Source organism: Alteromonas sp. 14N.309.X.WAT.G.H12, from assembly GCF_036697315.1.
GTDB lineage: Bacteria > Pseudomonadota > Gammaproteobacteria > Enterobacterales > Alteromonadaceae > Alteromonas.
In genome coordinates this window covers 1-12,408 of sequence record NZ_JBAHZB010000103.1, presented here as the reverse complement: position 1 = coordinate 12,408, position 12,408 = coordinate 1, and the positions used below count along the sequence as shown (strand labels likewise).

Sequence of the window (12,408 nt, the reverse complement as noted above, 5' to 3'; positions counted from 1 at the left end):
CTTTATGGCTTTTTGGGTCATGCTAAAAGGGCCGTCCTTTGAGCATGTTTATCAGTGGCGGTGTGAACAGGAACATAAACTTGCCATAAAAAAAGGGCATACTGGTACTGGCATCATGACTGACGAGGAAGTGCTGCACTTTATCCAGCACTACCAACGACTTACAGAGCATGCTTTTCATACCTTACCGGCCCGATGTCATCGCGTCTTTGAGCTAGATGGCCAGCGCAACATTGTTAATTTAATCAAGGCGAACTAATGATAGAGCAGCAAGTTATCATTTTTACTGATATGGACGGCACCTTGCTGGACCATAACACCTATAGCTTTGAGCCAGCTATTCCCGTATTAGAAAAACTACACGCCAAAAAAATTCCTGTATTACCCACCACCAGCAAAACTTTCGTTGAATTACTCGAACTGCGCAATACCTTAGATCTTACAAGCTCCCCCTTTATCGTAGAAAATGGCGCTGCGGTGTACATACCCCATGGTTTTTTTGCCAAAAAACCCACAGGTACCGTGTGGCAAGATGGATTTTGGTGTAAATCCTTTACGTCTAACAAGCAGTATTGGTTAAAGCTACTTGAAAAAGTGAAGGCAGACTTTGGTGGTGAATTTACCCATTTTAGTGAAATGTCCATTGAGGCAATCTGTGATGCCACCGGTTTAAACGAAGCCGACGCCGGCCGTGCCGCTAATCGCCAATATGGCGAACCCGTATTGTGGTTGGGCGAAGCACACCGTAAAGACGCCTTTTTGAAAGCGGTGAAAGATCGTGGCGCCTATCCATTAGAAGGAGGCCGTTTCATCCATATTTGCGGCGATTGCAATAAAGGTAATGCGTTAACATGGGTGGTTAATGAATATGTACGACAATGTGAAAACCCCGTCACCAGTATCGCGTTAGGAGATGGCAATAACGATATTGCAATGCTTGAAGCAGCGGACATCGCTGTACGCATTACATCACCCAGCCATCCCCCGCCGACCTTACAAAAACAAGAATATGTTTATACCAGTACACATCAGGGGCCAGAAGGCTGGGCTGAAGTACTGAACCAATTACTTTTTCAATAGGACATGGAGAACACATGGCTGATTTTTATCAAAATGGTGTAGTGACAACCCTACATAATTTATCCCGCCGCCCCACTGAAGAACTCGAAGCAGAGTTGCTCCGTTTCGCGCAAAAAAGACCTATGGCACTGATTCTGCCATCCCTTTATTCCGAACTTGAGGGCGAAGCACTACCTAAAATTGTTACCGAACTCACACAAGTCCCCTATTTATCTGAAATCGTCATCGGCCTGGATCGGGCAAATAAAGAGCAATATAAATCCGCATTATCCTTTTTTAGCAAGCTTCCTCAACATCATCGTGTCCTATGGAATGATGGCCCACGCTTAAAGGCCATCGATGACGAATTAGCCAGTTTAAATCTGGCGCCAAAAGAAATGGGGAAAGGCCGCAACGTCTGGTATTGCATGGGCTATATTCTGGCATCAAACCGTGCAGAATCTGTGGCGTTACACGATTGCGATATTGTGACCTACAAGCGAGATTTACTGGCTAAGCTCATTTATCCTGTGGCCAATCCACAATTTAATTATGAATTTTGTAAAGGCTATTATGCCAGGGTTGCCAACGGTAAAATTAATGGCCGGGTTTCCCGCTTATTAGTCACGCCGTTATTACGCGCGTTACGCCGTACTCTAGGGGATCATGAATATTTAGAATTTATGGATAGCTTCCGCTACCCATTAGCCGGTGAATTTTCGTTCAGACGCGACGTGTTGAACGATATTCGCATTCCCAGTGATTGGGGATTAGAAGTTGGCGTGTTGTCAGAAATGCATCGCAATTACAATCACAACCGTTTATGTCAGGCGGATATTGCCGATATTTATGATCACAAACACCAAGACTTGTCATTTAATAATGACGAAGGTGGATTGTCCAAAATGTCCATTGATATTACAAAAGCACTGTTCCGCAAGTTAGCTACTCAGGGTTTTACATTTAGTAATGAAATGTTCAGATCCATCAAGGCAACCTACTATCGAATTGCATTAGACTTCGTTGAAACCTATCACAACGATGCGGTAATGAACGGTTTAACGTTAGATATTCATAACGAAGAAAAAGCGGTGGAATTGTTCGCCAGTAATATCATGAAGGCCGGAACCAGTTTTCTGGATAACCCGATGGATACCCCCTTTATACCAAGTTGGAACCGAGTAACAAGCGCTGTTCCAGATATTCTCGATCGCCTGTTGGAGGCTGTCGAAGCTGATACTGCAGAACTATTAGGGTAAAGAATGACTCAAAAACGGGACCTTTTACACGAGAAGATTCGTCATCATTTGGAAGCCATATACGCTGATGTAGACATCGCGATACCCTACGACGAATTGGCGACAAAACTTATGACCACAATGCGCCTGAATGATGAAGAAGACATCATGCAGCCTACAGCACATTGTAACTATTGGAATGAAGAAGATGTCATCATGATAACCTATGGTGACAGTGTGATCAGCGACGAAGAACAACCGCTGTTTACCCTTGATCGTTTTTTACATACCTACTGTAAAAACACCATCAATAAAGTGCATATCTTGCCCTTCTTTCCCTATAGTTCAGACGATGGATTTTCTGTCATTGATTATTCCAGCGTAAATGAGTCCCTTGGTGATTGGTCTGATATAGAACGCCTTTCCCGTGACTACGGGTTGATGTTCGATCTTGTCATTAACCACTGCTCGGCAAGAAGTGCCTGGTTCGAGAATTTTCAAAAAGGCGAAGGTATTGGTAGTGATTTTTTCTTCACTGCCGACCCTGAAACTGACTTATCCATGGTTACCCGCCCTCGGATATCCCCCTTGTTAAGGGAAACCCAAACGGCACACGGCACCAAGCATGTTTGGTGTACCTTCAGTCATGATCAGGTGGATTTTGACTTCCGCAACCCCAATGTGTTGTTAGCATTCGTGGAAATTATCCGCCTTTATCTGGACAAGGGAGCCACCCTCTTTCGTCTTGATGCGGTGGCATTTTTATGGAAAATTATCGGCACCAGCTGTATTAATCTATACCAAACACACGAAGTGATCCGCTTGCTAAGAACGATGATCGAGCATGTGGATCCCAGTGTGATCATCATTACCGAAACCAATATTCCTAATCGGGAAAACCTAACCTACTTCGGTAATGCCAATGAAGCTCATGCTATCTACAACTTTTCTTTACCCCCCTTACTGGTCAATACCTTGGTCACCGGTGACTGCACCTATCTGAAAAACTGGATGATGAGCATGCCACCGGCGCAAAACGGCACCACTTATTTCAATTTCATCGCCTCTCATGATGGTATTGGCCTGCGCCCCGCCGAGGGGTTGCTAGAAGAAGAGGAAATTTCTTCGCTGGTCCATGCCATGCAGAATTTCGGCGGCAAGGTGTCTTGGCGTGCATCTGCTCATGGTCAGCAAAAACCCTACGAAATTAATATTACACTTTTTGATGCCCTACAAGGTACCATCGAAGGCCCTGACCGGTGGCAAATTGATCGCTTTATCTGTGCCCACGCCATTATGCTTGGCATGGAAGGGATCCCGGGGATATATATCCATAGCTTATTGGGTACCAGTAATGATTATGAGAAAGTTGCCAATACGGGGCAAAACCGCTCCATCAACCGTCATCGTTGGAACTTTGAGGCGTTAGAGGAAAATCTCAATTCGCCCTACTCCCAACATCACAAAGTGCTGACCCGCATGTCGCAGTTAATTCGCATACGTAAAGCGCAACCTGCGTTTCATCCTAATGCCACCCAATTTACGCTACAACTGGGCGGCCCTTTGTTTGGTTATTGGCGTCAAAGTCTGGATAGAAAACAAAGTATCTTCTGCGTCAGTAATGTTACTAAGGAAGAACAGTCTATTTTGTTATCCAGTATTAACCTCATTGGTACCGATAAATGGATGGATCTTATCACCCGTGAAGAGTTACACGATGTATCAGGATTCCTCAAACTCAATCCGTATCAAACAGTCTGGATCAGCAATATGGACTTTGAATAACCGCTGCGGTTTGGTCTAAACGGGGTGAACCAACACCTGTTAATTTATTTAATTCAAGTGTTGGTTTTCCTACGTCTATAAGCGATAATTCCTTTCTTTTCGTTACAAGCAGCACATGACAAACTCTTTTGCCTCGAACTGGCTATCTTTAGACGCCGCACTAAATACCGCCTATTCATCTTTAACGCCAATCACCGACGCCATCACCTTAACGATCGATGATGCTCTGGGTTTCGTTCTGGCCGATGATATCGTTGCACCTGTCGATGTGCCACCGGCAGATAACTCGGCGATGGATGGCTATGCCGTTTATGCGAGTGATACCAATCAACTTACGCCTTTAACCGTGGTGGGTAGTCAATTTGCGGGGATGGCATCCAATGCGGCAGTACTGCAAAAAGGCACTGCCATTCGTATTATGACCGGCGCCCTTATTCCTTCAGGGGCTGATTGTGTGGTGATGCAAGAGAACACCACATTAGAAGGCGATACTGTAACCGTAAACAAGCCCGCCCTTGTGGGCGAAAATATTCGTCGCGCTGGCAATGATATTCGTGCCAATACCGTTGTTATAAACAAAGGTACATTATTATCGGCAAGTCATCTTGTTTTGCTGGCATCCATGGGAATACATCATGTTTCGGTGTTCCGTCCTCTCAACGTCGGCCTTATGGCCACCGGCGATGAGCTTAAAGAAGCTGGGGAAACCCTTTCCTCGGGCCAGATCTACGAATCTAACAGAACCGGAAGCCGTGCCCTACTTGCTCATTTGCCTGTTAACATTACCGATTTTGGCATTGTGCCAGACAACAAAGACGCATTAAAAAAGGTGTTGTCGAATGCGGCTAAGTCCCAAGACTTATTGATCAGCAGTGGCGGCGTATCGGTAGGCGATGCGGATTTTGTTAAAGATATGGTGGCATCCCTAGGCCAAATTAATTTTTGGAAAATTGCCATTAAACCGGGTAAGCCATTTGCCTTTGGCCGGTTAGGGAAGTGTATTTTTTGTGGCGTACCTGGCAACCCGGTTTCTGCCTTTGTCACAACCCAACAAATTGTTTTACCCATAATCAAAAAAATGATTGGAACGGCGTGTGATAAACCCATACGTCAAATGACCATCCAAGCCACGCTCACCGCACCGATTAACAGAAAAGCCGGTCGTGAAGAGTTTTTACGTAGCGTGTTAACACAGGATCCCAACGGTGACTGTTTTGTCAGCCCGCTACCCAAACAAAGTTCAGGCGTAATGACAACGGTAACACAAGCGAATAGCTACCTGATTATTCCAGCCGATGTTGCTTCACTGGAAAAAGGTTCAACTGTGACAGTTCAGCCTTTCTCCTTGTTTCCTTATATAGAGTAAAAATGAAAAACATCTTGTCCCCTCGCTTTGTTCTTGAGAGCCGGCGCTTGATTTCACTTGCGTGGCCGTTGCTTATTGCTCAAATCACCCAGATGTTAATGGGCGTTGTGGACACCATTATGGCGGGCCATTACAGTGCCACCGACATGGCCGCCGTTGCTTTGGGGTTTAGCGTTATTATTCCGCTTCAATGCTTTATTCAGGGTTTAGCACTGGCGATCCCTCCCTTACTGTCTCGTCTGCATGGTAACGGTCAAACAAATCAGGTGGCCCATGCCGCCCAACAAGCGGGTTATCTTCTTTTTGCCATTAGCTTGCTAGTAACACTAATATGGCCATTTACGGGTCAATTAGTGGCGTTTTTCCCCATGGAAGCGGCCCTCTATAGCATCACCGTTGACTATGTGCAGTTTGTATTGCTGTCCATGCCGGGTTTTGCCATGTATCAATGGTTACGTAATTATTGCGAGGGGTTAGGCACCACCAAACCTACCATGGCAATTACCATCATTGGGCTGGGCTGTAATATCGTCGGTAACTATTTGTTTATTTATGGCGCAGGCCCTGTCCCCGCGTTTGGTGGCGCAGGTTGTGGGATCGCCACCACCTTGGTTATTTACACCATGTTTTTATCGTCATTGATTTATGTGGCACTGTCGGCTCGGTTACGCCGCTATGGACTGTTCTCCCAACTACATCGTCCAGCACTCAAACCCATTTGGCGCACCTTCACCCTAGGTTTACCTGTGGCCATGACGTTACTTTTTGAAGTAACCCTATTTGCCGTTGTGGCTCTTATGCTAGCGCCATTTGGCGCAACCACGGTGGCTGCCCATCAGATTGCCCTGAATTTTAGCGCCATGATGTTTATGTGCCCTCTTAGCTTGGGGATGGCCCTGTCTATTCGGGTGGGTTACAGAATGGGCCAAGGAAACCCCACCCAGGCAAAAACCGTTGTGAAAGCAGGGTTGCTTATCGGTATGTGCGTCGCCACCTTTACCGCCAGTTTTACGCTTATAGCAAAAAGTACCATTATTTCCTTGTATACCCAGGATGAAACCGTATTTGCTTTAGCCAATACCTTGCTATTTTATGCGGCAATTTTTCAATTTTCCGATGCTACCCAAGTGCTCTCTGCCAACGCATTACGCGGGTATAAAGATACCACCTCCATGTTCATCATCACGTTTATTGCTTACTGGTTAGTGGGGCTTCCTGTAGGCCTAGTGCTCGGCAGAACAGACTGGCTTACCAGCGAACCCCTTTCTGCCGTGGGATTTTGGATTGGCATCATTGCCGGATTAAGTTGTGCCGCTATTCTTCTGGGTGGCCGAGTTGTTTATATTCAGCGCCGCCTGTCTTCGGCGTTGTGATCTGCCCCTTGATGGCCGTCATCCTCAAAGGATGATGGCTGCTGCCACGCATCACCGATAATGGGATCTTCCTCGTCAACCTGTTCCCATGAATATTTTTTTATTTCGGGTTTTGGCTCCTGTTTGCCAAATAACAGGGCTGCCGCTATACCGCCCATCGCACCAAAAAAGTGGGCTTCATAGGAGATTTGAGGATCCCGGGGGAAAATGGTCATTACCATGCCACCATAAAGAAAAAACGCGATCATCATTAAGCCCACCGAGCGGGCGTCACGACGCATGACGGCAATGACAAATAGATAAAAAAAGAGTCCGTGCGCCACACCACTTGCGCCTAAATGCACCGAGGGTCTCCCCCACAGCCACACCCCTATGCCCGACCCCAACCAGGCAAACCCGAGGGCTTTTAAGCGAGTTTTTGGGTATCCATATCCTAGCGCACCGCCAAGAATGATCAATGGCAGCGTATTATTGAATAAATGTTCGTAGGAACCATGCACTAATGGTGCACTGACTACCCCCACTAACCCCCTTAAGGTTAACGGCTGAATACCTAAATAGGACAAGGGCAAATCAAACAGTACGCCGGCAGATTGAATAACCCAAAGCACCATGACACAAAAAGTGCTAAAAGCCAGAGACTGCAGTAATGCATCCCGCTGTGTTTTTGTTTTCATCAACCTAATATGTGGGCAAGGCTACAAAATACAAACCGTTAACGGTGCATGATTAACCAATCATCTGGCGTATCAATGTCCCATTGGGCTTGAGCATGAGCCACGCCGATACATCTAGATCCAGAGTGCAGCAGTGCCGTGGCCCCCTTATCTTGGGATAACTCAGCTAAGGCCCCAAAGTCCGTAGCCGGAAAGATTGCCGGAGACATACGCCGGCCCGATACCTCACTGGCGATACGCTGTTTCGGTGTTTTATTTGCCTGTAAAACTAACTCAGCAAGTGACTGAGTTGTGATAGCAGGCGCATCACCGGTGCCGATAATGACATGGCTAGGCTTACCATGGACAACTCCCCGTTGAAGGGCATAGATCCCCCGTGCAATACTTTTTCCCATCCCCTGCGACCAATGTGGGTTATATACAACCGCACAATGTTTATGGGTAAGTCGTGCACTTATTTCATCATGATAACAGCCGGTTACCACAACGGGGGGGAAATCACATAAAGGTGCGTACTGGGCCAATACGTACTCAATGAGTGTTTGTCCTGATGGATGTGGACTAAGCAGTTTATTGCCTTTATAACGGGCGCTTTTTCCTCCCGCGAGAATGACAGCAGCAAGCTTTATCGGCATGGCAAACCTTTTAACCCGTCGGCCGGTTTGTGGTGAAAAACACCATGGGCCTGACTCAACATCGATAAAGCGATGGACTCAGGTAAGTCGCCACCGATAGCTAACCCTGCGGGTGCAAAAAGAGCCGTGGGCAGGTCCGCTTCGGTGATGCCGGCTTCTTTCAGTACACGTTCAGCCCGGTGGTATGGCCCCAGTAATGCGAGATAAACGAGTTTATCTGGCGCAACTTGGGCCAGCATGCGTAAACTGTCAGCATCCATTTGTACATGATGATGCATAACAATGATCCCCTGGGCCTTATGGTACCAAGCCGCTTGATCCAATGCGTTGGCTGGCAAAGCAGCGGTTTGGGTAGCAGAAATAAAATCCTTGGCTCTGGCGTAACGAGGGCGACTGTCATTAACAATCACATGCCAGCCCAGTCTATTGGCAATATCTGATACGGGTATGGCATCAACGCCTCCACCAAGAATAACAAGAACCGGTGGTGGCGTTATTTCACAAACGAACACCCCATCAATTGACGATGAAGTCTCACTGACCATGGCATGAGGCTTTCCTTCACTAAGGGGCTGAATGTAATAACATGGCATGGACTTTTCCAATTTTGCCAATAACTCAGGCAACCCTAAATATCCGGATATCCCATCAACCGGCTGTAAAAGTAACGTCACTTCGCCGCCACAACCTAGGCCTAATCGCCAGGCGATGTCCCCTTCTTCTTGCATATCATAGGTAACAATGCGGGATACCCCGCGCTCCCAGCAACGACGGGCCTGATGTAAAATATCATTTTCAAGACAGCCCCCAGACACCACGCCCAACTGAATGCCCTTATCGTTAAAAAGCATCATGGCACCGGCTTTTCGGTAAGACGAGCCTTCCGTAGCGACAATGGTTGCCACTAACCAACGCCCTTCATCCCGTTTTGGGTACCAATCAGAAAGTACATGATAGATATGGTGGTTCATAATGCGTGTCTCATCGCTGTTCTAACTATTAGATTAAGCAGCACCTAGCTTCCCAGAAAACCGGTAAAAAACCCATCCAATTATGTGCAAAAATATCATTGTCTTGCTAAATCACGGTTGAAAGGTCGTCGTTTACCCAAAATGGGTGCAAAATACCAAAGGGTTGGTTAAAAAATCGGCCTCAGTGCAATTCAAAATATGTTATAGCGAAAAAGCACTTCTCATTTTTTAAAATGACACCAATTATATGCAAGTGAAAACAGTTACCTGTTAATTTTTTATTGGCATCATGATTAACTGCCTCCGTATACAGGTACGACAAACCAGCTAAGGAAATATAATGCAAGTATTTGACGACAATTCATTATCAATTGGTAACACCCCATTGGTAAAACTGAATCGGGTAACAGGCGGCAACGTTTACGCAAAAGTTGAATCTCGAAACCCGAGCTTTAGCGTTAAATGCCGAATTGGTGCCAATATGATTTGGGATGCGGAAAAACGCGGCGTGTTAACCGAAGGCAAAGAAATTATTGAACCTACAAGCGGTAATACCGGCATTGCGTTGGCATTTGTGGCAGCATCTAGAGGTTACAAACTAACCCTTACTATGCCCAGCAGCATGAGCCTTGAGCGCCGTAAGCTGTTAAAAGCATTAGGTGCAAACCTCGTATTAACCGAAGCTCCTAAAGGCATGAAAGGCGCGATAGCCGCAGCCCAGGAAATTGTCGCCTCAGATCCAGACAAGTACGTACTGTTACAACAGTTTGATAATCCTGCCAACCCTGAAATTCATGAAAAAACCACGGGCCCAGAAATCTGGGAAGCCACCGACGGTAAAGTCGACGCATTTGTTGCCGGCGTAGGGACAGGGGGTACGCTCACTGGTGTTAGCCGTTACTTAAAAAATACCCAAGGAAAAGACATCACCTCCATCGCTGTGGAGCCCACAGACTCTCCGGTGATCACCCAAGCACTAAAAGGCGAGGAACTCACGCCGGGTCCCCATAAGATACAAGGTATCGGTGCCGGCTTTATCCCTGGCAACCTCGACCTGTCATTAATCGATGAGGTTGAGCAGGTGACCAACGAAGAATGTATGGCAATGACCCATCGTTTGCTAAAAGAAGAAGGCATTTTAGCGGGGATTTCCTCCGGTGCTGCGGTTGTTGCAGCTAAACGTTTTGCTGAACGTCCGGAAAACAAAGATAAAATTGTTGTGGTTATACTGCCTAGTGGTACAGAACGCTATCTTAGTAGCCCATTGTTCGCCGGTGAATTCGGTGAGCAGGAAGAAAACCAGTAGCGGATCGTTAAATATTTAGAAAGCGGGGTGCACACCCCGCTTTTTTTTTGTCATTATGCGTACATCTACCTCAGGGAACAAAACTAATGGTAAGACCGCTACAAATGACAAAACTTAGTGTAATTATGTTGTTTTCCGTATTGCTATTTTCATGTGGAAAACAGGAAAAAGGTCTTGGCCGTTACGGTATGCTCGCCGACAACACCCCCGATTATGCCGCAGTGACCTTTATGGATTGCATCTATAACGACAAAAATATTGACCGGGCTTTAGCCTTGAGCTCTGAGAGTATGGTGCGGATATTAACCCGTTATCATTCCAATCGAAATGTACAACGTCATATCATCAACCTAAGGTACGATGAGGTAACCATTACCCCACAAGGCTCTAATAAGATAGGAAGAAATCAATATGCCGAAGAGGCGACGGTGACCTTATTTTTTACCGGTATCTATAACGACGATAAAATTGAAGATTTACGCACGGTTAAATTAATCCGGGAAGATGGATACTGGAAAGTAGATCGCATCGACCCGGATCATTTCATGTGACGATTACTGTCCTACCGCCACCCCTTCCCTGCGCGGATCGGCGCCACCGATGAGCTTGCCGTCTTTAATCTGCACGCCATGCAAACCGGAATTCAGATCCATAATTTTAACGGGATGCCCAAGGGCTTCGAGGGCTGGCTTAAGGGCTTCGATGTCCGTACCTTTTTCCAGCGCCGTATAATCATTTCGATTGGTGACCCGTGGCAAATTGATGGCTTGTTGAATATTCAGGTTAAAATCCAGCACACCAATAATGGTTTGGGCGACATAATCGATGATCCGGCTTCCACCAGGCGAGCCTACCACCAATTCCAAGTTGCCCTTCTCATCAAACACCATCGTTGGACTCATGGCACTACGCGGACGCTTTCCTGCTTCCACACGGTTTGCCACCGGCCATCCACCGCGCTCTGGATTAAACGAGAAGTCGGTTAATTGATTATTCAGTAAAAACCCATCGACCATTAATCCAGAACCAAACATAAATTCAATGCTAGTGGTAATAGACACCGCGTTCCCCGCTTTATCCACAATGGAAAAATGGCTGGTATTGGGCTGTTCCATATTCATGCCAAGGGTCAATTCTTCTGGCGAATACGGATGACCAGGTTTGGCTTTATGCCACGCTTTTTTGGCGTCAATATCTTTCGCCCGCTGGGTTAAATACTGGGCATTAATCAATGAGGCAAACGGGATATCAACAAAATCGCTATCGGCAACGAACATTTCCCTATCGGCAAAGCTCAGTGCACTGGCTTGGGCGAAAACATTCACAAACTCAGCACTATTGGGTGACATGGCCCCAAGATTCTGACCTTCTAAGAGTTTAAGTATTTGATACACGTTTATACCACCTGAACTCGGCGGGGCCATACCACATACAGTATGGGTGCGATAATCACCACACACCGGTTTCTTTTCAAGCGCAGTATAACTGGCAAAATCTTCCACCGTCATTTTGCCTGGATTAATAGGTGCAAAATTCACCGTATTAACAATTTTTTCAGCCACGGGCCCTTTATAAAAGTAATCGGTTCCTTGTGCTGCAATATGCGTCAGGGTCTCTGCCAATGCTTTATTCTTTTTAATGGTGCCTTCTTTTAACGGCGAGCCTGCCGGATAAAAATAAGTAGCACTGGTAGGAAAGGTTCTTAACCCTGGATGCTTATCAATTTCCACAAGGTGCGCTAGACGTTTTGATACCCGAAACCCTTTTTCACTGGTTTCAATGGCATCATCAAATAAGGTATTCCACGGTAGCTTACCAAATTCAGCCTGCGCGGTTTCCAGTGCTTTTAACGCACCAGGCACACCCACAGATTTTCCCCCAACCACGGCATCCAGCCACTTCATGGTCTTATTCCCATTAAAAAACCAATAGGGATTTACAGCCGCAGGTGCGGTCTCACGACCATCAAAGGTATACAGGGTTTTAGTGGTATTATCC

General features: G+C 46.4%; 11 protein-coding genes and 1 pseudogene. 8 read left to right on the top strand and 4 right to left on the bottom strand.

What is annotated here, in order from left to right:
• The 6 genes and pseudogenes from V5298_RS17290 to V5298_RS17265 form a co-directional block, all read left to right on the top strand.
• Positions 1 to 259: pseudogene (locus tag V5298_RS17290) on the top strand (kinase); the annotation flags it as partial.
• The gene (locus V5298_RS17285) at positions 259 to 1,080 is read left to right on the top strand and encodes an HAD-IIB family hydrolase (protein ID WP_332932681.1); all 822 of its coding nucleotides are present in this window, start codon (positions 259 to 261) and stop codon (positions 1,078 to 1,080) included. The pseudogene V5298_RS17290 and the gene V5298_RS17285, both read left to right, overlap by 1 nt.
• A 14-nt stretch (positions 1,081 to 1,094) precedes the next feature.
• A complete protein-coding gene (locus V5298_RS17280; RefSeq protein WP_332932680.1) occupies positions 1,095 to 2,318 on the top strand; it encodes a glycosyl transferase in 1,224 nt (407 codons plus the stop codon).
• A gap of 3 nt (positions 2,319 to 2,321) precedes the next feature.
• On the top strand, positions 2,322 to 4,082 hold the full coding sequence (locus V5298_RS17275) for a sugar phosphorylase (RefSeq protein ID WP_332932679.1): 1,761 nt from the start codon (positions 2,322 to 2,324) through the stop codon (positions 4,080 to 4,082).
• 115 nt (positions 4,083 to 4,197) lie between these two features.
• Positions 4,198 to 5,448, top strand: coding sequence for a gephyrin-like molybdotransferase Glp (gene glp / locus V5298_RS17270; protein WP_332932678.1), 1,251 nt, complete (start codon positions 4,198 to 4,200; stop codon positions 5,446 to 5,448).
• 2 nt (positions 5,449 to 5,450) lie between these two features.
• Positions 5,451 to 6,821 carry an MATE family efflux transporter gene (locus tag V5298_RS17265; RefSeq protein ID WP_416351197.1) on the top strand — a complete coding sequence of 457 codons (1,371 nt, stop codon included), beginning with the start codon at positions 5,451 to 5,453 and terminating at the stop codon, positions 6,819 to 6,821.
• Here the strand turns inward: V5298_RS17265 and V5298_RS17260 are convergent.
• The 3 genes from V5298_RS17260 to V5298_RS17250 are packed head-to-tail and all read right to left on the bottom strand — an operon-like array spanning position 6,794 to position 9,104.
• Positions 6,794 to 7,498, bottom strand: a complete 705-nt coding sequence (locus V5298_RS17260; RefSeq protein WP_332932677.1) for a rhomboid family intramembrane serine protease — start codon at positions 7,496 to 7,498, stop codon at positions 6,794 to 6,796. The two genes, V5298_RS17265 and V5298_RS17260, sit on opposite strands and share 28 nt — an antisense overlap.
• Positions 7,499 to 7,536: 38 nt before the next feature.
• On the bottom strand, positions 7,537 to 8,133 hold the full coding sequence (locus V5298_RS17255; RefSeq protein WP_332932676.1) for a nucleotidyltransferase family protein: 597 nt from the start codon (positions 8,131 to 8,133) through the stop codon (positions 7,537 to 7,539).
• Positions 8,124 to 9,104 carry an XdhC family protein gene (locus tag V5298_RS17250; RefSeq protein WP_332932675.1) on the bottom strand — a complete coding sequence of 327 codons (981 nt, stop codon included), beginning with the start codon at positions 9,102 to 9,104 and terminating at the stop codon, positions 8,124 to 8,126. Before V5298_RS17250 ends, V5298_RS17255 begins: the two co-directional genes overlap by 10 nt.
• Positions 9,105 to 9,444: 340 nt before the next feature.
• On the opposite strand from V5298_RS17250, the gene cysK reads away from it, so the two are divergent.
• Together cysK and V5298_RS17240 are read left to right on the top strand one after the other, a co-directional pair.
• On the top strand, positions 9,445 to 10,410 hold the full coding sequence (gene cysK, locus V5298_RS17245) for a cysteine synthase A (RefSeq protein WP_332932674.1): 966 nt from the start codon (positions 9,445 to 9,447) through the stop codon (positions 10,408 to 10,410).
• Between the two features lie 86 nt (positions 10,411 to 10,496).
• The gene (locus V5298_RS17240) at positions 10,497 to 10,961 is read left to right on the top strand and encodes a hypothetical protein (protein ID WP_332932673.1); all 465 of its coding nucleotides are present in this window, start codon (positions 10,497 to 10,499) and stop codon (positions 10,959 to 10,961) included.
• Between the two features lie 3 nt (positions 10,962 to 10,964).
• Here V5298_RS17240 and ggt read toward each other — a convergent pair.
• The coding region (gene ggt, locus V5298_RS17235) for a gamma-glutamyltransferase (RefSeq protein ID WP_332932672.1) at positions 10,965 to 12,408 on the bottom strand (1,444 nt) is incomplete at its 5' end.

What these genes read in the sequence shown, in the direction of transcription:
- V5298_RS17285 (WP_332932681.1), top strand. Translation starts at nt 259, where the DNA reads ATGATAGAGCAGCAAGTTATCATTTTTACTGATATGGACGGCACCTTG.
- cysK (WP_332932674.1), top strand. Translation starts at nt 9,445, where the DNA reads ATGCAAGTATTTGACGACAATTCATTATCAATTGGTAACACCCCATTG.
- V5298_RS17250 (WP_332932675.1), bottom strand. Translation starts at nt 9,104, where the DNA reads ATGAACCACCATATCTATCATGTACTTTCTGATTGGTACCCAAAACGG.
- V5298_RS17240 (WP_332932673.1), top strand. Translation starts at nt 10,497, where the DNA reads ATGGTAAGACCGCTACAAATGACAAAACTTAGTGTAATTATGTTGTTT.
- V5298_RS17260 (WP_332932677.1), bottom strand. Translation starts at nt 7,498, where the DNA reads ATGAAAACAAAAACACAGCGGGATGCATTACTGCAGTCTCTGGCTTTT.
- glp (WP_332932678.1), top strand. Translation starts at nt 4,198, where the DNA reads ATGACAAACTCTTTTGCCTCGAACTGGCTATCTTTAGACGCCGCACTA.
- V5298_RS17280 (WP_332932680.1), top strand. Translation starts at nt 1,095, where the DNA reads ATGGCTGATTTTTATCAAAATGGTGTAGTGACAACCCTACATAATTTA.
- V5298_RS17275 (WP_332932679.1), top strand. Translation starts at nt 2,322, where the DNA reads ATGACTCAAAAACGGGACCTTTTACACGAGAAGATTCGTCATCATTTG.
- V5298_RS17265 (WP_416351197.1), top strand. Translation starts at nt 5,451, where the DNA reads ATGAAAAACATCTTGTCCCCTCGCTTTGTTCTTGAGAGCCGGCGCTTG.
- V5298_RS17255 (WP_332932676.1), bottom strand. Translation starts at nt 8,133, where the DNA reads ATGCCGATAAAGCTTGCTGCTGTCATTCTCGCGGGAGGAAAAAGCGCC.